Raw genomic sequence first — 22758 nt, forward strand, 5'->3', positions numbered from 1 at the left:
CTCAGCGCACCTCGACGAGCCCCTCCGCGTCCCGCCCCGGCCGCGCCGCGGGCTCGGCCGCCGCGCGCCCCACCGCCACCGCCCCCAGCGGATCCCACGTCCCCGGCAGGTCCAGCACCTCGCGCACCACGGAGCGGCAGAACATCGTCGACGACACCCACGCCGAGCCCAGCCGCTCGCCCGCCAGCGCCACCAGGAAGTTCTGGATGCCGGCCCCCGCGGCGACCACGAACATCTCGCGCTCCGCCGTGTCCCGCCGCTCGTCCCCGTACGTGTGGGAGCCGTCCATCACCAGACACGGCACCACCAGATACGGCGCCCGGCGCAGCACATCGCCCCGCCGCACCCGCTTGGCGATCGACTCCTCGCTCCTGCCGTCACGTCGCAGATCCGCGATCCACGCCTCCCGCATCGCGTCGAGCAGCCGGGTCCGCGACCCCTCGGACTCCAGCAGGACGAACCGCCACGGCGTCGTGTGATGCGGCGCGGGCGCCGTCACCGCCGCGGCCACGGCCCGCCGCACCGCACCCGGGTCCACCGGATCGTCGGTGAACTCGCGCACCGTACGCCGCAGGGTCACCGCCTCCCGTACCGCCTCCGACGTGCCGAGCCGGAACATGTCGTCGGCCGCGACCCGCACCATGGCCCGAGCGCCGCCCGCGGTGTCCGCCGGGTCCACCACATGACCGAGCCCCCGCACGACCGCGACGGGCAGCCCGTCCGCCTTGCCCTTGACCAGATCACCGGCCGAGGCCAGTTCGTCGGCGGTGGCGACCACGGTGGCGCTCAGCGCATTGCCGTACGCGTCCGTGCCGCCGCGCAGATCGTCCAGCACCCGGACCCCGGCCGCCCCGATCGCCACATCGGTCAGTCCGTTGCGCCACGGGCGCCCGAAGGTGTCCGTGACGACGACCCCGACCTCGACGCCGAGCGTGTCCCGCAGCCCGTCGCGGATCGCCCGCGCCGAGGCGTCCGGGTCCTCGGGCAGCAGCAGCACCGTTCCGGCGGGGGTGTTCGAGGCGTCGACCCCGGCCGCGGCCATGACCAGGCCCTGCCGGTTCTCGACGATCCGCAGCGTGCCGCGCCGCGCCACCACCCGGACCGTCTCGGCGTCGATCGCCGCCTCCCGGTCGGTCGCCTCGACGATCCGGCCCTCCGCCTTGGAGACGATCTTCGAGGTGACCAGCAGGACATCACCGTCGACCAGACCCGGCCCGGTCGCGGCGATCAGCTTCGCCAGGTCGTCCCCGGCCCGCACCTCGGGCATCCCGGGCAGCGCCCAGACCCGGTACGAGGGCGCCGCACCGGAGGCCGCGTCGGCGCTCACGCCCGTACCTCCTCGGCCAGCACCAGCGCCTGCCGGGCCATCTCGGCCGTCGCGTCGACATCGGTCATCATCAGCGGCACGGAACGGCAGCGGATGCCCGCGGCCTCCACCTCGTCGACCGCCCCGGCGTCCACCGTGTCGACGAGCCAGCCGTCGAGCAGCCCGGAACCGTAGTGCGTGGCCACGGCCGACGCCGTCGACTCGACGCCCACCGCGGCGAGCACCTTGTCCGCCATGCCGCGCACGGGCGCGTCCCCGACGATGGGGGAGAGGCCGACGACCGGCACCCCGGCCTCGGCGATGGCCTCCCGGATCCCGGGCACGGCAAGAATCGTCCCCACCGACACGACGGGGTTGGACGGCGGGAAGAGGATCACGTCGGCCTCGGCGATGGCCTCCAGCACTCCCGGAGCCGGCTTCGCCTGCTCGGCGCCGACCGGCACGATCGCCTGCGCCTCGACGGAGGCGCGCAGCTTCACCCAGTACTCCTGGAAGTGGATTGCTCTGCGCTCGCCGTCCATGTCGACCGCGACATGCGTCTCTACCCGGTCGTCGGACATCGGCAGCAGCCGGACCCCCGGCTTCCAGCGCGCGCAGAGCGCCTCGGTGACGGCGCTCAGCGGATAGCCCGCGCCCAGCATCTGCGTGCGGACGATGTGCGTCGCGAAATCACGGTCGCCGAGCCCGAACCACTCCGGCCCCACGCCGTACGCCGCGAGCTCCTCCTTGACGTGGAAGCTCTCGTCCGTACGCCCCCAGCCCTGCTCCTCGTTGATGCCACCGCCGAGGGTGTACATCACGGTGTCGAGGTCGGGGCAGACCTTCAGCCCGAACAGATGGATGTCGTCACCGGTGTTGCCGATCACCGTGATGTCCGCGTCGGGCGCGGCCTGCTTGAGGCCACGCAGAAAACGAGCACCACCGATACCGCCGGCCAGAACCACAATGCGCATACAGACAGTCTGTCAGGCGCAGCCTGATCCTTGCGGGGGCGGTGGTGGGCGACGGGTGGGCTGTCAGGCGCAGCCTGATCCTTGCGGGGGCGGTGGCGGGCTGTCAGGCGGGTACGACATCCACGGCCGCCGGGGCGCATTGCGCCGCGTGCATCGGCATCTCGGTCAGACCCGGGTAGTAGATGTGCAGACTGACGGCCGGTTCGAGGGAGTCGTTGACCACTTCGTGCGCATAGCCGGGCGCGAAGACCCGCTGCGCACCAGCGTCCAGCGCGCGGGTGGTGCGCTCGGTGCGCTCGGTCAACCGGCCGTCCAGGACGGTCAGTACACCGGAGGACCGGCCGTGGTCGTGGAGCCCGCTGCCCTGGCCGGGCACCCAGCTGAGCAGCCAGACCTCGTAGCCGAGTCCGACGCGCAGCCGGTGGTACCAGCGGGTGGTGGTGTCGTACCGGACGAGCGGTGCCCACTGGGCACGGTCGGCGGCGATGCCGCGGGCGAGTCCGACGAACTCGGCCACGGTGGAGGGGTGCTCGCGGGCCGGCTGGAGGAGGTGCTGGACCTCAAGGATGTCGCCGGCGATCTGAAGGTCGCTGTCGCTGTTCATGGGTGAGGTGGTTCCTCGGCATGGGGGGTGCGTGTGCGGGGTGTCGCGGAGCCCGGAGAACCTCGGCCGCGCGGAGAACCGCGGATGAAGAAGTCCTGCGGAAGCGGAAGTGCTGCGGAGAGACTCTGCGAGAGGAGCTGGATCAGAGCCGGTGCCCTGGGGGCATCAACAGCTGTGACAGCTGGAACAGCAACAGCGGGCCTGGACAGCGGTGCGGAACCCACGGACGTGGGTGGCGTACATCGCGACGGTCGCTGGCATGCATTTAAGGAGACCGGCTGGATCCGCTGCTGTCAACCCGATGCCCGATTTGGGGGTAATGTTTCACCTCATCCGGTTACTGGAGGTGGGGATTGGTTTGTGTAGTCGCCGCGACGGAGATGTGGCGCATCAACCGTGCCCCCAAACCTCGTTGGGCTCCCGTGACCCGACTGTGATCCTGGTCGCTTCAGTGATCGAATCGAAACATCGGGGTGGCTCCGGTCGTCTCACTCGGTGAGAAGCGGGGGTGCGGTGAGGCCCATGGCATATGTCAGGTTTTTGGTGATTTGCGCACTTTTCGCATACGCTTGGTTCCGCAGAGTGAATACCTGGGCCAATAGCAGATCTTCGCTTGACTGGCCCGGAGCTACACACTTGTAATTTCACTCGTGTCGTTCGGCCGCAATCAGTAACGGCTGCATCACGCGGACGCAAGAGACAGACGAGGGGCGCACATGACCGAGCTGTTCCAGCAACTGCTGGTCGAGGACGCGGACGAGGAACTCGGCTGGCAGGAGCGCGCACTGTGCGCCCAGACCGATCCCGAGTCCTTCTTCCCCGAGAAGGGCGGATCCACCCGCGAGGCCAAGAAGGTCTGTCTCGCCTGTGAAGTCCGGTCCGAATGCCTTGAATATGCCCTTTCCAATGACGAACGCTTCGGAATCTGGGGCGGTCTCTCGGAACGTGAACGGCGCCGCCTGAAGAAGGCCGCCGTCTGACCGCGGAGCCCCGCGGCGACGAAAACGCCTCATCGCCGGAACACCCTGGCAACCGCACACCCCGACACCGGACATCCCGAACCGCGACCGACCATGGCCCGCCGCCTGCGCCCTGCCCGCAGACGACGGGCCATCGCCGTATCCGCCGCGGCTCCACCACCGTCCGGCCGCGGCCCCGTTCGAGCGCTCGGCGCCACCGCGGTTATCCGTACCGTTAGTGTGGGGCCCCGTCCGAGACGCGCCAACGCCCCGACAGGGCGCGCGTGTACACCGATGCAGCCCCCGGGGTGACGCCCCCCGGACCCGGCCGGAGGGCCCGTACCTCGATGTCCGTGCACAGCCAATCGGCGGCGCCGTACGCGGCCGCCGCCGCCCCAGAGTTCCCCCGGCATGTCGTCACCGCCGTGCTCGTCTCCCACGACGGCGCACGCTGGCTGCCCGACGCGCTCGCCGGGCTGCTCGGGCAGGAACGCCCCGTACAGAACGTCGTCGCCGCCGACACCGGAAGCGCCGACGACTCCGCGCGGCTGGTCACCGAGGCGCTCGGCGCCGAACGGGTCCTGCACCTCGCGCGCCGTACGAGCTTCGGCACCGCTGTCGACGAGGCCACCCGCACGGCCGGCGCCCTCACCCCCGAGGACCTGCCGTACCTGAAGCGCCCCAGCAGCTGGGACCCCGTCAGCCGGAGCTGGCGCGACGACGCCTACGACCTGCCCGAACTGCCGCACGGCGAACCGGTGCAGTGGCTCTGGCTGCTCCACGACGACTGTGCACCCGAGCCCGACGCGCTCGCCGAACTGCTGCGCGTCGTCGACGCCGACCCGCACGCCGCGATCGTCGGCCCCAAGCTGCGCGGCTGGTACGACCGCAAGCAGCTGCTGGAGGTCGGTGTCTCCATCGCCAACAGCGGACGCCGCTGGACCGGACTCGACCGCCGCGAGCAGGACCAGGGCCAGCACGACCAGATCCGTACCGTGCTCTCCGTCTCCACCGCCGGCATGCTGATCCGCCGTGACATCTGGGAGGAGCTCGGCGGGTTCGACCGCAGGCTCCCCCTGATGCGTGACGACGTCGACCTGTGCTGGCGCGCGCACGTCGCGGGACACCGGGTGCTCGTCGCCCCCGACGCCGTCCTCAGGCACGCCGAGGCCTCCGCCCGCGAGCGCCGCCCGATCGACTGCGCGGGGCGCTCCGTCGCCTCCCCGCACCGCGTCGACAAGGCCGGCGCCGTCTACACGATGCTGGTCAACGCCCGCGCCAAGGTACTGCCCTGGGTGATGCTCCGGCTCGTCCTGGGGACCCTGCTGCGCACCCTCGCGTATCTCGTCGGCAAGGTGCCCGGCCAGGCCCTCGACGAGGTAGCCGGGCTCTTCGGCACCCTGCTGCGCCCCGGGCGGATCCTCTCGGCCCGGCGCAGCCGCGGCAAGGGAGCCGTCGACCAGGCCGAGTTGCGCGGCCTCTTCCCGCCGCCCGGTGCCACTGTCCGCGCCACCGTCGATCAGGTCGCCGGGAACTTCGGCAGTGGCTCCGACGCCGACGCGGGCGGCTCCCGGCACGGCGCCGTGGAGTCCGGTCCCGGTGGCGACGACGCGGACTTCCTGGAGATCGAGCAGTTCGCGCGGCTCAAGCGGATCGGGCGCAAGCCGGGCCCGGTGCTCTTCGCCGTCCTGCTCCTCGTCTCGCTCGTCGCCTGCCGCGGCCTGCTCGGCGGCGGAGCGCTGACCGGCGGCGCACTGCTGCCCGCCCCCGCCGACGTCTCCGACCTGTGGAGCAAGTACGCGGACGGCTGGCACACGGTCGGCACCGGCGGCACGCAGACCGCGCCGCCCTACCTCGCCGTGCTCGCGGCCCTGTCCGCGCTCTTCCTCGGCTCGACCGGCTTCGCGCTCACCCTGCTGCTGGTCTGCTCGGTACCGCTCGCCGGACTCACCGCGTACTTCGCCTCCCGGCCGCTGCTCGAATCGAGGCTGCTGCGGGCCTGGGCGAGCATCGCGTACGCCTTCCTGCCCGCCGCGACCGGCGCCCTGGCGACCGGCCGTCTCGGCACCGCGGTGCTGGCCGTGCTGCTCCCGCTGATCGCCCGTACCGCCGTCTCCGCGTACGGCATGCGAGCCACCGGTGACGCCCGCGGCAGCTGGCGCGCCACTTGGGCGTACGCCCTGCTCCTCAGCTTCGTGATGGCGTTCACGCCGATCGTCTGGCCGCTCGCCGCGGTCCTCGGCATCGGTGTGCTCGCCCTGCGCCGCGACGACATCGCCGCGTACGGACTCCGCTTCCTCGCCGCGATCGGCACCCCGCTGCTCGTTCTCGCGCCCTGGTCGCTCTCGCTCCTCACCAGCCCGTCCGGCTTCCTGAAGGAGGCGGGCCTGGACATCGGTACGGGCACGGCCTCCGCGCTCGACCTGCTCGGCATCAGCCCCGGCGGCCCCAAGGCGGCGGGCAGTGTGCTGCTGCTCGGCATCGTGCTCGCCGCACTGGCCGCGCTGCTGCGCGGGGAGCGGCAGTTCGCGGTACGCACCGCGTGGGCGGTCGCGCTCGTGGCGCTGGTCTTCGCCGCGCTGGCCAACGGCTCGGGCTGGGCCGGTCCCGCAACCCTGGTCTACGGCATCGCGCTGATCGCCGCCGCGCTGGTCGGCGCGGACGGTGCCCGGGTACGCGTCGCCGAGCTCAGCTTCGGCTGGCGGCAGCCGGTCGCCGTGCTGATCGCCCTCGCCGCGGCGCTCGCCCCGGCGCTGGCCGCCGCGGGCTGGATGATCAGTGGCGCGGCGGGCCCGCTGGAGCGCCGCGACCCGGTGCAGGTGCCCGCGTTCGTGGCGGAGGAGAGCACCACCCGGGACCAGCCGCGCACCCTGGTCCTCGGCGGCACCTCGCCCGCAGCCGTCTCGTACATTTTGGTACGCGGCTCCGGCGCGCGGCTCGGTGACGCCGAACTGGTCGAGGCGGGCGGTAGCAACAGCCACCTCGACAAGGTCGTCGCCAACCTGGTCGCGGGCTCCGGAGCCGACCAGGGCAGCCAGCTCAGCGGCTTCGCGATCCGTTACGTACTGGTCCGCGACGGCGCTCCGAAGGAGATGAGCCGGGTACTCGACTCGACCCCGGGGCTCAGCCGGCTGAGCCAGCTGGACGGCAGCGCGCTGTGGCGGGTCGACCGCCAGGTCGCCCGAGTCATGATCGTCCCGTCCGGCGCCGACGGGGAACCGCTGCCCGTCGGCTCCCTCCCCGTCGAGGCACACACCAAGGTCCCCGCGGGCGGCTCCGGCCGCGTGCTGCGGATCGCGGACGCCGCCGACCCCGGCTGGCAGGCCACGCTCGACGGCCGGACGCTGACCCCGAAGACCGTCGACGGCTGGGCCCAGGGCTTCGAGCTCCCCGCCGAGGGCGGCACGCTGGACCTCACGTACGACACCCCGCTCACCCACACCGCCTGGATCTGGGCCCAGTCCGCGCTGGCCGTCGTCCTGCTGGTCCTCGCCCTGCCCGGCCGCCGCCGGGAGATCGACGACGACCTTCCCGAGGAGACCGTGCCGGTCCCCGCAGAGCCGGTCGCCGGCGAGGGACGCCGGGCCCGCAGGCTGCGCGCGGCCGCCCAGGCGGAGGCGGAGGCCGAGCCGGCCGGGAACGGTCCGGCCGAGGAGGCACCGGACGCGGCGGGCCAGTACATCCCGGCCCAGCAGTCGGGGGAGCACACCCCCGCCGAGCAGACCGCCGAGCCGCAACCGCACAGGAGCGACGACCAGGACGCCTTCGCCCAGCAGACCGACGACCAGGACGCCTTCGCCCCGCAGGCCGACACCGGCCAGTACGCGGCCGTGCCGCAGCAGCAGTACGGCGAATGGGACGCGCAGCAGTACCAGGACGCCGGCTACCAGCAGTACCAGGGCGAGCAGTACCAGACCGGCCAGTACCAGGACGGCCAGTACGACCCGCAGCAGAACGGCCAGTACGGCACGCAGCAGGACCACCTCGCCGCCGATCCGTACCAGCAGAACACCTACGACCCGTACGGCTACGCCGCGCAGCAGCAGTACGACCCGCAGGCCCAGGCCCAGACCCCGTACGACCCGCAGGCCCAGGCCCAGGCCCCGTACGACCCCCAGGCCCAGGCCCAGGCCCCGTACGACCCCCAGGCCCACTACGGGCAGCAGGGCGGACAGCAGGGCGCACCGCAGGGCCAGTACGACCCGCAGAACCCCGACGAGAACCCCGCCCCGGGCCAGAACCCGTGGCCGACCGGCAACGCATCGCGAGGCGAGTCCGAGTGAAGTCCACCAGCCTGTCCCTCATCGCGGGCACCGTCGCCCTCGCCGCCGTCACCGGATTCGCCGCGCTCACCGCGCCCGGCGACGGGGACGCGGCACCGGCGAAGGCCGCCGCACGGCTGCCGGTGGAACGGTCCAGCCTGCTCTGTCCGGCCCCCGGCCTCTCGGACCTCGCGGAGACGACCTACACCTCCTTCACCCCGGCGGGCGGCAGTGGCGGCGAGGCCGGCGCGGCCGAACTGCACAACTCCACCGCCACCGCGGCCGACGGCGGGAAGAAGGGCGGGAAGGACGAGAAGGGCAAGAAGAAGGCGGATTCCGGAAAGCCGGTCATCTCGCTCAAGGAGCCCGGCAAACCGGCCACCGCCGAGGTGTCCGGCGCCGACGCCCCCGCGCTGGTCGGCACCGCCACCGGCCGCCTGGCCCCCGGCTGGACCACCCAGCAGACCACCATGGTGGAGGCGGGCGGCGCCCGCGGCCTGCTCGGCGTCAGCTGCACCGGGCCCGGCACGAACTTCTGGTTCCCGGCCGCGAGCACCGCGAAGACCCGCGAGGACTACGTCCACCTGACCAACCCGGACGACACCGCGGCCGTCGCCGACATCGAGCTGTACGGTCCGGACGGCTCCCTGAAGTCCGATGTCGGCGAGGGCATCACGGTGCCCGCCCGCTCCAGCGTGCCGGTCCTGATCTCCACGCTGACGAGCAAGGCCGCCGAGGACGTGACCGTGCACGTCACCACCCGTACCGGACGTGTCGGCGCGGTCGTCAGGACCGCGGACGAGGGGACCGGCAGCGACTGGCTGGCCGCCTCCACCGACCCGACGGGCACCCTGGTGCTCCCCGGCATCCCCGCGGACGCCACCTCGGTCCGTCTCGTGGTCTTCGCACCGGGCGACGGCGACGCCGATCTGAAGGTGAAACTGCTCGGCAGGACCGGCGCGATCTCCCCGGTCGGGCACGAGGCCATCCACGTCAAGTCGCGGATGACCACGGGTGTCGACCTGAAGGACATCACCAAGGGCGAGGCCGGCTCCCTGCTGCTGACCCCCACCGAGGGCGGGAAGGACACCCCGGTGGTCGCCGCACTGCGCGTGGTCCGCGGCACCGGCGACAAGCAGGAGGTCGGCTACATCCCGGCGACCGGACCGGCGGGCGCGCGGGCGAGCGTGGCCGACAACCGGGACAAGGGCTCGGTCCTCTCGCTCACCGCGCCGGGGGCCACCGCCACCGTCAAGGTCACCGCGTCGGCGGGCAGCGGGGGCGGCGAACAGGCCGTCAAGAAGTACACGGTCAAGGGCGGTACGACGCTGGCGGTCACCCCGCCCGTACCGTCCGGCCTCAAGGGCGGCTACGCCCTGATGGTGGAGACGGAGTCGGGCGGCCCGGTCCACGCCGCACGCACGCTCACCCTTACGCAGGACGGCGTCCAGATGTTCACCGTTCAGACCCTGCCGGACGACCTCGGAACGGTCGAGGTCCCCGCGGCCGAGCAGGACCTCTCGGTCCTCGACGACTGAGCGGGCGGTACGGGCGGGGGCCGGGACACCGGGCTCCCGTCCCCCGTCCGTACGGCCGGCGCTACTCCTGCCCGTACCGCGGATCCACGGAGTCCGGCGCGAGCCCGAGCAGCTCCGCGACCTGCTCCACCACGACCTCGTGCACCAGCAGGGCGCGCTCGTCGCGGTTCTTGGTGCGGATCTCGACGGGCCGCCGGTAGACCACGATCTGCGCGGGCCGGCCCTTCTCCGCGGAGACCGCCCGCCCCAGCGGCACGGTCTCTTCCTGTGTCCCCGGCACGTCGAGCACCATGAAGTCGACGTCGGCCAGCTGCGGCCAGCGCCGTTCCAGCCGTTCCACCGAGTCCTGCACGAGATCGCGGAAGTTCTCCGCCCTGCTGGCCGAGAGCGGCACCTGGGGCGGGGCGACGGGCCCCCGCATGCCGCGGCCATGGCGGTCACGACGACGTGGGCGCGGCTCGGGCGGGTGGGGAGGTACGGGACTGTCCATCACTGACGCAGGGTAACTCTCCACGGGTCGGGCGGACCTCCGCTCCCCGACCGGGCATCGGCGTTTTCCGGGACAGGGCAACGGCATGTCCAATCCTGAACAATCCGGCCAATCGGGAGCCCGTTTCAGACCCTGCTCCTGACCGTTGATCTCCAGCTGTATGACAGCTTTTGTACCGAGTGGTGACCGGAATCGTTGCCGGTAGGACCGGTACTTTTCCGTTCCCTCGCAGGTCGGATGGGCTGTCCGGAAGGCGCTTGCGCCCGAGTTCACAGGGCGACACGGCGGGGTGACCTGAGGGAGAGTCGTCGCAGCCCGCTCAAGAGTGCGGTACCGTCCAACATCGTGAGCCCTGTACGTCGCTGTTCGCGCACTGCGTGCGGCCGCCCTGCCGTCGCGACACTGACGTACGTCTATGCCGACTCGACTGCGGTCCTCGGCCCGCTCGCCACCTATGCCGAGCCCCACTGCTACGATCTCTGCGCCGAGCACAGTGAGCGGCTGACGGCGCCACGAGGCTGGGAGGTCGTCCGGCTCTCCGACCCCTCCGCTCCCACCCGCCCCAGCGGTGACGATCTCGAAGCGCTCGCCAATGCCGTACGGGAAGCGGCGAGGCCGCAGGACCGTGGCACCGGCGGGAGGGGCGGCGGTCCGCACGCCGCCGATCCGATGGAGGTCGCGCGCCGCGGCCATCTGAGGGTGCTGCGTTCACCGGACTCCTGAGCCGGTCCCCTTCGGGTTTTCGGTCGCCGAGTCATCATCCTGTCCCATCGGTCAGTACGGCTCATTGACCCATTGTTGTCGTGAACACGACTATCTCCTCGTCCGTGAGAACGCGCTTTCCGCGTCACGGGATCCGAGGAGGTCTGTGTGTTTGTCCAGCAACTCGAACCCGTAGCCGATTCGCTCGTCCTGTCCGCCCTCGTCGCATCACTTCCCCTCTCACCGTGCTGGTACTGCTCGGGACGGTCCGGATGCGTGCGCACCGGGCCGGGCTCATCGGACTGGCCGTCGCGGTGGCCGTCGGCTCGCTCGCGTACGGGATGCCGCTCGGCCAGAACCTCGCCGCGGGTGCCCGCAACTCGCCGACAGCGCCGCCGCACTGGCGGGCGCGGCGGCGCTGATGGCCGTCCCCGGGGCACGCGGGCCGGCCGAGGAGCCGGTACGCGCGGCAGCCCTGACGGGGGTACGGAGCAAGGACGTCGACCACGAGGACCCGCACCGCGAAGTGCTGCGTGCCTACGCCCCGTACGCCCTGATCGTCGCCGTCTTCTCCGTCGCCCGGATCCCGCCGGTCAAGGAGCTGCCGGCCAGGGCGACCCGGGTCTTCGACTGGCCTTTCCTCGACATCGCCGGCCCCTCGGGCAGACCGGTCGGCGCCAATCTCTTCACCCTCCCGGTCATCGCCACCGGCGGCACCCTCGTCCTGCTGGCCGGCCTGGTCACCGCCGCCGTGCTCGGCGTACGGGCCCGGGACGCGGCGCGCGAATGGGCGGGCACGGTGCACGAACTGCGGTACGCGATCCTCACAGTGACCTCCGTACTGGCGCTCGCGTACGTCATGAACCTCTCCGGACAGGCCGCCACCATCGGCCAGTTCGTGGCCGCCGCGGGAGCCGGACTCGCCTTCCTCTCCCCGGTGCTCGGCTGGTTCGGCGTCGCCGTCTCCGGCTCCGACACCTCCGCGAACGCGCTCTTCGGCGCACTCCAGGTATCGGCGGCACGCGAATCGGGCCTCTCGCCGGAGCTGCTCGCCGCGGCCGACAGCTCCGGCGGGGTGCTCGGCAAGACGATCTCCCCGCAGAACCTGACGATCGCCTGTGCGGCGGTCGGCCTGGCCGGACGCGAGGGTGCCCTGCTGCGCAAGGTGCTGCCGTGGAGCCTGGGGCTGCTGCTCGTGATGTGCCTGATCGTGCTGGCGCAGAGCACGGCGGTCCTGGGCTGGATGCTGCCCCGAGCACGGCGTACCAGCCCGCCGGGTAGTTTGGGCGGTCCGAAGAAATCTCAGGAGGACCGGCCCGTGGCTGCTGATCTGTCGCAGATCGTGAAGGCGTACGACGTGCGCGGAGTGGTGCCCGACCAGTGGGACGAATCGCTGGCCGAGCAGTTCGGGGCGGCGTTCGTCGAGGTGACGGACGCGGACGCGATCGTGATCGGCCACGACATGCGGCCCTCGTCGCCCGGCCTCTCGGGAGCCTTCGCACGCGGAGCCGCGGCGCGCGGCGCGGACGTCACACTCATCGGCCTCTGCTCGACCGACCAGCTGTACTTCGCCTCGGGCAGCCTGGGCCTCCCGGGCGCGATGTTCACCGCCTCGCACAACCCGGCGCGCTACAACGGCATCAAGCTCTGCCGGGCGGGCGCCGCACCCGTGGGCCAGGACACCGGGCTCCTGGAGATCCGCGCCCTGGTCGAGAAGTGGTCCGGGACCGGCGCCCCGCAGCCGGTCGCCGCCCCCGGCGCCGTCACCGAGCGCGACACCCTCACCGACTACGCGGCCCACCTGCTGTCCCTGGTCGACCTGACGTCCGTCCGGCCGCTGAAGGTGGTCGTCGACGCGGGCAACGGCATGGGCGGCCACACCGTCCCCACCGTCTTCGCGGACCTGCCCGTCGACCTCGTACCGATGTACTTCGAACTCGACGGCACGTTCCCCAACCACGAGGCCAATCCCCTCGACCCGAAGAACCTCGTCGACCTCCAGGCCCGGGTCGTGGCCGAGGGCGCCGACCTCGGCCTCGCCTTCGACGGCGACGCGGACCGCTGCTTCGTCGTCGACGAGCGGGGCGAGGGCATCTCGCCGTCCGCGATCACCGCCCTGGTCGCAGCCAGGGAACTCGCCCGCAACGGAGGCAAGGGCACCGTCATCCACAACCTGATCACGTCCCTCTCGGTCCCCGAGGTCGTCCGCGAGAACGGCGGCACCCCGGTCCGTACCCGCGTGGGCCACTCCTTCATCAAGGCGGAGATGGCCGAGCACGGCGCGATCTTCGGCGGCGAACACTCCGCGCACTACTACTTCCGCGACTTCTGGAACGCCGATACGGGCATGCTCGCCGCGCTCCACGTCCTGGCCGCGCTGGGCGGTCAGCCGGGCCCCCTGTCCGAACTGGTCGCCCGGTACGACCGCTACGCCGGCTCCGGCGAGATCAACTCCACGGTCGCCGACCAGCCGGGCCGCACGGCCGCGGTACGCGCGTCCTTCGCACCCCGCGACGGCGTCACGACCGACGACCTGGACGGCCTGACGGTCACGGCCCCCGACTGGTGGTTCAACCTCCGCGCCTCCAACACGGAACCCTTGCTGCGCCTGAACGTGGAGGCCCGCGACGAACAGACAATGACAGTCGTACGCGACGAGGTCCTGGCCCTGGTCCGAACCCCGGCCCCCTCCCTCCCGCCCCACGCTTGATACACCGCCTCCGGCCTGGTCCATCCGTTTTCAGCCCCTCCGGCGCTTGAGGAGCGGGGTCCGGGGCAGAGCCCGGTTACGGGAAGGGGCGGGTAGGGGAACAGGCCCGCCGCAGGCGCACCCACCCGCACCGCGCACCCGCACCCACCCGACACCGCACCGCGCACCCACACCGCACCCCCCACCCGCGGGCCCCCGGCCCGCCCCGCACCCCACCGCCCCCGGCGGTAGGCTGACGTCGCCTGATCCGTTGCTTGAAGGGACCCGCCCATGCCGCTCGAAGCCGGCCTCCTGGAGATCCTCGCCTGCCCGGCCTGCCACTCCCCGCTCGACGACCGGTCGGCAGCCGACAGCCCCGAGCTGGTCTGCACCGGCAAGGACTGCGGCCTGGCCTACCCGGTACGGGACGGCATCCCCGTCCTCCTCGTCGACGAGGCCCGCCGCCCCGCGTAACGGCGTCCGGGCCCGCAGCGGGCCCGCCGCCCGCACCCCGCACGGTGATCAGCACGTGATCGGAGGACCGTCCCCATGCTCGACGAGTCGCTGCTCGACGCCCCGGAAGCCCTGGCCCGAGCCGACCGCCGTGGCCTGCTCCGCGGCGCCGCCGAGGCCGGGGCCCGGGTCCGTACCGCCGCCCGGCACGCCACCGAGGCGGGGATCGCCCAACTGAACCCGGAGGGCCGCCCCCGCGCCGTACTCGTCGCGGGCTCCGGCACCGCCGCATCCGGCGTCGCCGACCTGATCACCGCCCTGGCAGGTGCCTCCGCGCCGGTCACCCGCATCCACCCCACCGGCGTCGCCCCCGCCGCGGGCGCGATGCGCTGGACGCTGCCCGGCTGGGCCGGCTCCGTGGACCTGCTGCTGATCGTCACGGCAGACGGCTCCGAACCGGGGCTCGCCCTCCTCGCCGAGCAGGCGTACCGCCGAGGCTGCAGTGTCGTCGCCGTCACCCCCCGCCAGTCGCCCCTGCGCGAGGCGATCGACGGGGCGCACGGACTCGTCGTACCGATGGCCTCCGCCCCGCACGGCGAGTACGACGCCGAGACATCGGCCGCGGGTCCGGGCACGCTCTGGGCCCTGTTCACCCCGCTGCTCGCGCTGCTGGACCGGGTCGGCCTGCTCACCGCGTCCGCCGAGGCGCTGCAGAGCGTCGCCGACCGCCTGGACCGCACCGCGGAACGCTGCGGTCCGGCCATCGCCACGTACAGCAACCCGGCCAAGACCCTCGCGGCCGAACTCGCCGACAGCCTGCCCCTCATCTGGACGGAGGGCGACGCCGCCGGACCGGTCGGCCGCAGATTCGCCGCGGTCCTGGCCGAACTGTCCGGCCGCCCGGCCCTCGCCGCGGAGCTGCCCGAGGCACTTCCCGCCCACGGCACGCTGCTGGCGGGCACCTTCGCCGCCGGGGCCGACCCCGACGACTTCTTCCGCGACCGGGTCGACGAGCCGGAGCCGCTGCACGCCCGCGTCGTACTGCTCCGCGACCGTCCCACCGGCGGCCTGAGCGCGGCCCCCGCCGCCCGCGAACTGGCCCTCGGCCACGACACGGCGATCAGCGAACTCGAACCCGACGAGGGCACCGAGCTCGAAGCCCTCGCCGAACTGCTCGCGGTCACCGACTTCGCCGCCGTCTACCTGGCACTCGCGTCGGCAGCCGGCGCCTGACCCCGACGAGCCGCCCGGCCGACCGCACCTCACCGGAAGCGCAGCCGCCACCAGAACACAGCACACACAGCGCAGAGCACACAGCACCGCACCCCCGATCCACGCACCTCACAAGGACGAACACCATGGACCGGCTCTCCAACACCGTGCGCCCTTACGCCTGGGGCTCCACCACCGCCATCCCCGAACTGCTCGGCATCGCTCCCACCGGCGAACCCCAGGCCGAGATGTGGATGGGCGCCCACCCCGGCGCCCCCTCGCTCCTCACCCGCATAACCGGCACCGGAGAGGCCGGCTCCGAACAGCCCCTCACTGATGTCATCGCCGCCGACCCCGAGCGCGAACTGGGCCGGGCCACCGTCGAGAAGTTCGGCCCCCGCCTCCCCTTCCTCCTCAAACTGCTCGCCGCGGGTGCCCCGCTCTCCCTCCAGGTCCACCCCGACCTCGCCCAGGCCAAGCGGGGTTACGAGGACGAGGAGTGCCGGTCCGTACCGATCGACGCGCCCCACCGCACGTACAAGGACGCCAACCACAAGCCCGAGCTGATCTGCGCGCTCACCCCCTTCGCCGGCCTGTGCGGCTTCCGCCGGCCCACCGAGGCGGCCGAGGCGATGGCGGCACTCGGCGTCGACTCCCTCAAGCCGTACGTCGACCTGCTCGGCGCCCACCCCGAAGAGGCCGCCCTGCGCGAGGTCCTCACCGCGATCCTCGGCGCCGACCCCGAGGAGATGGCCGAAACGGTGAACCTGGCCGCGGCCGCCGCCGAACGCCTCGGCGGCGCCCACGCCCCGTACGCCCGGATCGCCCACCACTTCCCCGGCGACCCCGGTGTCATCGCGGCGATGCTGCTGAACTACGTGGAACTCCAGCCCGGCGAAGCCCTGTTCCTCGGCGCGGGCGTCCCGCACGCCTACCTCGACGGCCTCGGCGTCGAGATCATGGCCAACTCGGACAACGTGCTGCGCTGCGGACTCACGCCCAAGCACATCGACGTACCCGAACTGCTGCGCATCGTCCGCTTCGAGGCGACCGAGCCCGGCGTCCTGCGTCCCGAGGCCTCGCCGTCCGGCGAGGAGCTGTACGAGACGCCCGTGGACGAATTCCGGCTCTCGCGCTTCGACCTCTCGCCCGGCGCCGACCCCGTCGACCTGACCAGGGACACCCCGCAGATCCTGCTCTGCACCGGGGGAGCCCCGAAGGCGGGCGAGCTCGATCTCGCACCCGGCGTCTCCGTATTCGTACCCTCCGGCGAAAAGGTCGAAGTGTCCGGTACGGGGACTCTGTTCCGTGCCACAGTGGTGGCCTGACGTACCGTCCGCACCAGCGACTGCAACAATGTCCGGCCGTACCGCGGCGCCAGGGCCGCAGCACCGAAGAAGGGACACCAGGCACCCATGAGTGCGTCAGGCGGAACCAAGGCGATCGTGGCGGCACTCGGCGCCAACCTCGCGATCGCAGTGGCCAAATTCGTGGCGTTCCTGTTCAGTGGCTCGTCGTCGATGCTCGCGGAGAGCGTCCACTCGGTCGCCGACTCGGGCAACCAGGGCCTGCTGCTGCTCGGCGGCAAGAAGGCCCAGCGCGAGGCCACCCCCCAGCACCCCTTCGGCTACGGCCGCGAGCGCTACATCTACGCATTCCTCGTCTCCATCGTGCTCTTCTCGGTCGGTGGCATGTTCGCGGTGTACGAGGGCTACGAGAAGATCAAGCACCCGCACGAGATCGAGGCCTGGTACTGGCCGGTCGGTGTACTCATCTTCGCGATCGTCGCCGAGGGCTTCTCCTTCCGTACGGCCATCAAGGAGTCCAACCAGACCCGCGGATCGCTCTCCTGGAGGGAGTTCGTCCGCCGGGCGAAGGCCCCCGAACTCCCCGTCGTCCTCCTGGAGGACCTCGGCGCGCTGATCGGTCTGGTGCTCGCGCTCGCGGGCGTCGGCCTGGCCCTCGCGACCGGCAACGGCGTCTGGGACGGCATCGGAACGCTCTGCATCGGCACCCTGCTGATCATCATCGCGATCGTGCTCGCCGCCGAGACGAAGTCCCTCCTGCTCGGTGAGGCGGCCGGCGCCGACCAGGTCGAGAAGATCAAGGCCGCGGTCGTCGACGGCGACACGGTCACCGGCGTCATCCACATGCGTACGCTCCACCTCGGCCCGGAAGAACTGCTCGTCGCCGCCAAGATCGCGGTGCAGCACGACGACACGGCCACCGAGGTCGCCAACGCCATCAACGCCGCCGAGAGCCGGATCCGCGCGGCGGTTCCGATCGCCCGGGTCATCTATCTGGAACCGGACATCTTCAGCGAGGCCGCCGCCGCAGCCGGCACCAACCCCGGCAAGGCCCCGGGCGACGCCCCCGGCGGGATCGACGGCGGCACCCCGGATGCCCCGACGGAATCCGGTCGCTGACAGCCCCACCGCACCGCCCGCCCTGCGCGACCCCCACACCGGTCCACCGCACCCTCCATCCACCTGCCCGTACGCCCTCCAAGCACCCTCCCTGAAACCCTCCCGACCCCTTCCCGACCCCCTCTCGATCCACCCTGCCTTCCGCTCCCGGTACGTCATCCCGGCCGCTTCCCGGTCACTTCCCGTCCCGGGGCGGACTGGGAGCGGCTGGGCCGATCGGTGTAGATTCGACGGCAGTGTCAGACGTCGCTGCTGATGGCGGTCGATCGGTCCGTATGCGCGGACCGGCCGAGGGAGAGAGGGCCTCCGACGGACTGCGCTGCGAGCGCTCGGGCATTCCTGTGCCCGCCGCCGCAGAGCCATCCGTGCCCCACCTCGACCCCATTACGAGGAGCAGCCCGTTATGACGACGGTCGCCAATCGACAGGACTTCAAGGTCGCCGACCTCTCCCTCGCGGCGTTCGGCCGCAAGGAGATCACCCTCGCCGAGCACGAGATGCCCGGCCTGATGTCGATCCGCAAGGAGTACGCCGCAGCGCAGCCGCTGGCAGGCGCCCGCATCACCGGTTCGCTGCACATGACCGTGCAGACGGCCGTGCTGATCGAGACCCTGGTCGCCCTCGGCGCCGAGGTCCGCTGGGCCTCCTGCAACATCTTCTCCACCCAGGACCACGCCGCCGCGGCCATCGCCGTCGGCCCGAACGGCACCCCGGAAGCCCCGGCGGGCGTCCCGGTCTTCGCCTGGAAGGGCGAGACGCTGGAGGAGTACTGGTGGTGCACGGAGCAGGCCCTGACCTGGCCGAACACCCCCACCGGCGGCCCGAACATGATCCTCGACGACGGTGGTGACGCCACCCTCCTCGTCCACAAGGGCGTCGAGTTCGAGAAGGCCGGCGCGGCCCCGGACCCGTCGACCGCGGACAGCGAGGAGTACGGCTACATCCTCACCCTGCTGAACCGGACCCTCGGCGAGACCCCGCAGAAGTGGACCCAGCTGGCGTCCGAGATCCGCGGCGTCACCGAAGAGACCACGACCGGTGTGCACCGGCTGTACGAGATGCACCGCGACGGCACCCTCCTCTTCCCGGCGATCAACGTCAACGACGCCGTCACCAAGTCCAAGTTCGACAACAAGTACGGCTGCCGCCACTCGTTGATCGACGGCATCAACCGCGCCACGGACGTCCTGATCGGCGGCAAGACCGCCGTCGTCTGCGGTTACGGCGATGTGGGCAAGGGCTGCGCGGAGTCCCTGCGCGGCCAGGGCGCCCGGGTGATCGTCACGGAGATCGACCCGATCTGCGCCCTGCAGGCGGCGATGGACGGCTACCAGGTCGCCACCCTCGACGACGTCGTCGGCCAGGCCGACATCTTCGTCACCACGACGGGCAACAAGGACATCATCATGGCCGCCGACATGGCCAAGATGAAGCACCAGGCCATCGTCGGGAACATCGGCCACTTCGACAACGAGATCGACATGGCCGGTCTGGCGCAGATCGACGGCATCGTCAAGGACGAGGTCAAGCCGCAGGTCCACACCTGGACGTTCCCCGACGGCAAGGTCCTCATCGTGCTGTCCGAGGGCCGCCTGCTGAACCTGGGCAACGCCACCGGCCACCCCTCGTTCGTCATGTCCAACTCGTTCGCGGACCAGACCCTGGCCCAGATCGAGCTGTTCACCAAGCCCGAGGAGTACCCGACCGATGTCTACGTGCTGCCCAAGCACCTGGACGAGAAGGTTGCCCGTCTCCACCTCGACGCGCTCGGCGTGAAGCTCACGACGCTCCGCCCCGAGCAGGCCGCGTACATCGGTGTCGAGGTCGACGGCCCGTACAAGCCCGACCACTACCGCTACTGATCCCGCCCGTCAGCGACCGCACCCGCCACCACCGGTCAGTGACGACCGGCCGCTGACAGACGGAACAGCCTCAGCAGCAGCTACGAGCGCAGGCCCCCGCACCCCCGTGTCGGGGGCCTGCCCCGTAGCGCGCCCGCTCAGCCCGTGGAACCCCGAAGGACCCCATGCCCCGCGGCCGATATTCGCTCCACGATCTCCACGATCACACCCCCCTCGGCGAAGAACACTTCCAGTGCGCACCCGGACCCTCCGGCTGGCGCTACCTGTCCCGGACCACCGCCCCTTCCGGTGACCACCTCGGCTCCGTCGACCTCACCCTCGACGAACTCGGCCGTCCCATCCGCCTCGAACTCCATGCCGCGAGCTGGCAGGTCCGCGGCGCCGCCCTCGAAGGCGTCACCTGGGTCCGTACCGATCCGACCGGCACTCATGCCACCGAAGGCAATGTCCGCGCCCACGCCTTCACCGGCACATCCCCCGCGTTCCTCATCGCGACCGCACGTCTGCTGCGCCTCACCCCCGATTCCCCCGCGACGCGCGTCCGCCTGGTCGCCTTCACCGACCCGGTCCTCGCACCCCGCACCGTCGACCAGTCCTGGGCCCTGGTGAACAGTGAAACGCACGCCACTGACAACGGCCCCCTGACTGTGGACGAATACCAGGTCAGCGCCCTGGACACCGGCGAGCAGCACATCGTTCACATCGCCGGCGACGTGGTCCTCGCGGCCCCGGGCATCGAGCTCGAAGACCTGGAGTCCCCGCCCTCACCCCTCTAGGCCCTGTCGGCCTAGGCGGGCGGCGCGAATCCCGTGGCGGCAGGCGGCAACTGACCGCCGTCCGCCCCCGCGGGCGGTACGGGCGCACCCGCCCCGGCGGCCCCCGCGGAAGGCACGGCCCCGACCGGTGCCCAAACGGCAGCCCCACTCACCGGAGCCTGATCCACCACCCGCCCCTCGGAACCAACGCGAGCGGCCCCGTCCTGAGCGGCGACGAACAGCCTCCGGGCATCCCGCTCCTGCCGCTCGTTCACCACCGCCGCCAGATACGCCCGGGCAGGCACCCCCTCCGGCACCGGCACTCCGGTCCGCTCCGCCAACTCCCCGGCCAGCCGCTCCGCCATCGACCAGCCCACCTGCGCATCGAGCTGATGCATACGGGTCAGGTACTGCCGTACGGCCAGCCACAGAGAGTCCGGCACCGCCGACAGATCCAGCCCGGCGAACCGCCCGACCAACCACGGCGGCGGAGGCGGCACGGCGGCCGCCCGTCCCGCGGGCACCCGCTCCCGTACGACGAGCGTCCCCGCGAACACATCCCCGAGGCGCCGCCCCCGCGCCGACACCAGCGAGGCGATACACGCGACGACCCCGAACGTCATCAGAATCTCGACGACCCCCATGGCCCCGCGCACCAGCGCATGCCGGAACCGGATCGGCCCCCCGTCGTCCCGGACCACCCGCAGCCCGCACGCCAGCTTCCCCAGCGAACGCCCGTGGCTGAGCGTCTCCACCGCGATCGGCCCGCCCACCAGCACGAGCAGGAAGGCCGCCACGGAGACCGCCGCGAGTGCCGCGTCATCCAGCGCCGCCGTCGCGACGGCCAGTCCGATCGACACCAGGACGAACGCCGCCCCCACCACGGCGAGATCGATGGCCAGCGCCAGCGCCCGACTCGGCAGTTTCGCCGGCCGCAGCCCCAGCACGACCGCGTCCCCGGTCACGAGCTCACTCATCGCCGCCCCACCCTTCGCCGATCATCCCTGCCCCTCGGAGCCTCAGTCTGCCAAGCTGACCCGCAGCGCGTCGCCGTAGTACGAACCCGTACGCACCCATGCCTGGAGCAGCAGCCGATCATGGATCTCGATGTCTTCGTGACCGCCCACCGCACCGAGTGGGACCGCCTGGACCATCTCCTGCACCGCGGGCGCCGGCTCACCGGCACGGAAGCGGACGAGCTCGTCGAGCTTTACCAGCGCACGGCCACCCACCTCTCGCTTCTCCAGTCCAGCGCCCCGGACCCGATGCTCACGGCGCGCCTCACCCAGCTCGTGGCCCGTGCCCGAGCCACGGTCACCGGCACCCGCCGAGCCTCCTGGCGCGATGCCACACGCTTTCTCACCGCCGGTTTCCCTGCCGCTGTCTACCGGTCCAGGCACTGGTGGATACCCACCGCGGTTCTTTCCACCGTGCTGGCGGCAGTCATCGGCTGGTGGATCGGTACGCACCCGGAAGTCCAGTCGGCCATCGCGGCTCCGGAGGACCTCCGCCGCATGACCAGTCCGGGCGGGGAGTACGAGACCTACTACTCCAGCCACCCGGCCGCCTCGTTCGCTGCTCAGGTATGGACGAACAACGCCCAGGCCGCAGCCATGTGCCTGGTCCTGGGAGCGTTCCTCTGCGTCCCGGTGATCTGGATCCTGTTCATCAACGTGCTCAACCTCGCGGTCGGCATCGGCCTGATGTCATCGGCCGGCCGGCTCGACACCTTCCTGGGGCTGATCCTCCCGCACGGCCTGCTCGAACTCACCGCCGTCTTCGTCGCCGCTGGCACGGGCCTGCGCCTCGGCTGGACGGTCATCGACCCGGGCCCGCACAGCCGGCGCTCAGCCCTCGCACAGCAGGGCCGGGCCGCGGTCGGCATGGCCATCGGCCTCGCGCTGGTCCTGTTCGTCTCCGGTGTCATCGAAGGCTTCGTCACCCCCTCCGGCCTCCCGACCTGGGGGCGCATCACCATCGGCATCGCTGCCGAGCTGGCCTTCCTCGCCTACGTCTACATCCTGGGCGGCCGGGCAGCGCGAGCGGGTGACGGTGGCGACGTCGATCCCGCGGAACGCAGCGCCGAGCTCCCGGTCGCAGCCTGATGTGCATACGACCCCGCTGACCTGCTAGTCTCCTCCTCGCCCCAAAAAGCCATTGACATGGCCGACGCGGGGAGGTAGATTTTAACGGTTGCCTCGGACTGGACAAATCCGGGCCCAACAGTTAGTGTCTACCTCGCTCTCACCGGAAATTGAATTTCCGCAGAGCCATCGATTCCTTATTCCGAATCACGAAGCCGATTTTTCGGCCGAATGTTTCTGATAAAGTCGAATCATCAGCCGAAAGGCAAAGACCACTCCAAAGGTCACCGGAATTCAAATTCGGACCGGAAACGGAACGAAAAAGAGTCTGGTAAGGTTGGAACCGCTGGAAAGGGAAGCGCGAAAGCGAAGAACTGGAAAGCGCAACCCGCTTCGACCGGGAATCGGACACGAAAGAGTCTGATAGAGTCGGAAACGCAAGA

At 71.5% G+C, this 22758-nt stretch carries 19 protein-coding genes and 1 pseudogene; 14 read left to right on the plus strand and 6 right to left on the minus strand.

Annotated elements, in window-relative coordinates; all coding sequences use genetic code 11:
* Nucleotide 1: 1 nt before the first annotated feature.
* From ACFVX4_RS13765 to ACFVX4_RS13775, 3 genes are all read right to left on the minus strand, one after another.
* The gene (locus tag ACFVX4_RS13765; protein ID WP_389975731.1) at nucleotides 2-1327 is read right to left on the minus strand and encodes a coenzyme F420-0:L-glutamate ligase; all 1326 of its coding nucleotides are present in this window, start codon (nucleotides 1325-1327) and stop codon (nucleotides 2-4) included.
* The gene (gene cofD / locus ACFVX4_RS13770; protein ID WP_389975734.1) at nucleotides 1324-2280 is read right to left on the minus strand and encodes a 2-phospho-L-lactate transferase; all 957 of its coding nucleotides are present in this window, start codon (nucleotides 2278-2280) and stop codon (nucleotides 1324-1326) included. The genes ACFVX4_RS13765 and cofD overlap by 4 nt, the downstream gene beginning before the upstream one ends.
* Nucleotides 2281-2383: 103 nt before the next feature.
* Entirely contained in the window at nucleotides 2384-2884 is a 501-nt protein-coding gene (locus ACFVX4_RS13775; RefSeq protein WP_389975737.1) for a cysteine dioxygenase, read from the minus strand.
* A 716-nt stretch (nucleotides 2885-3600) separates the two neighbouring features.
* Between ACFVX4_RS13775 and ACFVX4_RS13780 the strand changes: the two genes are divergently transcribed.
* From ACFVX4_RS13780 to ACFVX4_RS13790, 3 genes are all read left to right on the plus strand, one after another.
* Complete coding sequence (locus ACFVX4_RS13780; protein WP_030927001.1) at nucleotides 3601-3864, plus strand: WhiB family transcriptional regulator; 264 nt, start codon at nucleotides 3601-3603, stop codon at nucleotides 3862-3864.
* Between the two features lie 326 nt (nucleotides 3865-4190).
* On the plus strand, nucleotides 4191-8126 hold the full coding sequence (locus tag ACFVX4_RS13785) for a glycosyltransferase (RefSeq protein WP_389975740.1): 3936 nt from the start codon (nucleotides 4191-4193) through the stop codon (nucleotides 8124-8126).
* On the plus strand, nucleotides 8123-9643 hold the full coding sequence (locus ACFVX4_RS13790) for a DUF5719 family protein (RefSeq protein WP_389975743.1): 1521 nt from the start codon (nucleotides 8123-8125) through the stop codon (nucleotides 9641-9643). The genes ACFVX4_RS13785 and ACFVX4_RS13790 overlap by 4 nt, the downstream gene beginning before the upstream one ends.
* 61 nt (nucleotides 9644-9704) lie before the next feature.
* Here the strand turns inward: ACFVX4_RS13790 and ACFVX4_RS13795 are convergent, their stop codons facing one another.
* Entirely contained in the window at nucleotides 9705-10133 is a 429-nt protein-coding gene (locus ACFVX4_RS13795; RefSeq protein WP_266425795.1) for a metallopeptidase family protein, read from the minus strand.
* Nucleotides 10134-10478: 345 nt separating this feature from the next.
* Between ACFVX4_RS13795 and ACFVX4_RS13800 the strand changes: the two genes are divergently transcribed.
* The 10 genes and pseudogenes from ACFVX4_RS13800 (at nucleotide 10479) to ACFVX4_RS13845 (ending at nucleotide 20252) form a co-directional block, all read left to right on the plus strand.
* Complete coding sequence (locus ACFVX4_RS13800) at nucleotides 10479-10856, plus strand: DUF3499 domain-containing protein (protein WP_389975746.1); 378 nt, start codon at nucleotides 10479-10481, stop codon at nucleotides 10854-10856.
* 224 nt (nucleotides 10857-11080) lie between these two features.
* Nucleotides 11081-11257, plus strand: a complete 177-nt coding sequence (locus ACFVX4_RS13805; RefSeq protein WP_389975749.1) for a hypothetical protein — start codon at nucleotides 11081-11083, stop codon at nucleotides 11255-11257.
* A pseudogene (locus ACFVX4_RS13810) lies at nucleotides 11212-12087 on the plus strand (L-lactate permease); the annotation flags it as partial. The gene ACFVX4_RS13805 and the pseudogene ACFVX4_RS13810, both read left to right, overlap by 46 nt.
* 66 nt (nucleotides 12088-12153) lie before the next feature.
* Entirely contained in the window at nucleotides 12154-13545 is a 1392-nt protein-coding gene (locus ACFVX4_RS13815) for a phosphomannomutase/phosphoglucomutase (protein ID WP_389975834.1), read from the plus strand.
* Nucleotides 13546-13815: 270 nt separating this feature from the next.
* Nucleotides 13816-13998 carry a Trm112 family protein gene (locus ACFVX4_RS13820; protein ID WP_018552946.1) on the plus strand — a complete coding sequence of 61 codons (183 nt, stop codon included), beginning with the start codon at nucleotides 13816-13818 and terminating at the stop codon, nucleotides 13996-13998.
* A gap of 75 nt (nucleotides 13999-14073) precedes the next feature.
* Nucleotides 14074-15210: an SIS domain-containing protein gene (locus tag ACFVX4_RS13825; protein ID WP_389975752.1), complete on the plus strand. Its 1137-nt coding sequence runs from the start codon at nucleotides 14074-14076 to the stop codon at nucleotides 15208-15210.
* A 125-nt stretch (nucleotides 15211-15335) separates the two neighbouring features.
* A complete protein-coding gene (gene manA / locus ACFVX4_RS13830; RefSeq protein WP_389975755.1) occupies nucleotides 15336-16517 on the plus strand; it encodes a mannose-6-phosphate isomerase, class I in 1182 nt (393 codons plus the stop codon).
* An 87-nt stretch (nucleotides 16518-16604) separates the two neighbouring features.
* Nucleotides 16605-17615: a cation diffusion facilitator family transporter gene (locus ACFVX4_RS13835; RefSeq protein WP_389975758.1), complete on the plus strand. Its 1011-nt coding sequence runs from the start codon at nucleotides 16605-16607 to the stop codon at nucleotides 17613-17615.
* A 403-nt stretch (nucleotides 17616-18018) separates the two neighbouring features.
* Nucleotides 18019-19476, plus strand: a complete 1458-nt coding sequence (gene ahcY / locus ACFVX4_RS13840) for an adenosylhomocysteinase (protein ID WP_266418476.1) — start codon at nucleotides 18019-18021, stop codon at nucleotides 19474-19476.
* 164 nt (nucleotides 19477-19640) lie between these two features.
* Nucleotides 19641-20252 (plus strand): hypothetical protein, encoded by a 612-nt coding sequence (locus ACFVX4_RS13845; protein WP_389975761.1) that lies wholly within the window; start codon nucleotides 19641-19643, stop codon nucleotides 20250-20252.
* An 11-nt stretch (nucleotides 20253-20263) separates the two neighbouring features.
* On the opposite strand, the gene ACFVX4_RS13850 is transcribed toward ACFVX4_RS13845, so the two are convergent.
* Nucleotides 20264-21208 carry an RDD family protein gene (locus ACFVX4_RS13850; protein ID WP_389975764.1) on the minus strand — a complete coding sequence of 315 codons (945 nt, stop codon included), beginning with the start codon at nucleotides 21206-21208 and terminating at the stop codon, nucleotides 20264-20266.
* A 120-nt stretch (nucleotides 21209-21328) separates the two neighbouring features.
* Here ACFVX4_RS13850 and ACFVX4_RS13855 point away from each other — a divergent pair, with 120 nt between their 5' ends.
* Entirely contained in the window at nucleotides 21329-22336 is a 1008-nt protein-coding gene (locus tag ACFVX4_RS13855; RefSeq protein WP_389975766.1) for a stage II sporulation protein M, read from the plus strand.
* Nucleotides 22337-22475: 139 nt separating this feature from the next.
* Here the strand turns inward: ACFVX4_RS13855 and ACFVX4_RS13860 are convergent.
* A partial coding sequence (locus ACFVX4_RS13860) for a hypothetical protein (RefSeq protein WP_389975769.1) occupies nucleotides 22476-22758 on the minus strand: 283 nt, incomplete at its 5' end.

Origin of the sequence: Streptomyces sp. NPDC058240, assembly GCF_042882135.1 — a bacterium.
GTDB lineage: Bacteria > Actinomycetota > Actinomycetes > Streptomycetales > Streptomycetaceae > Streptomyces.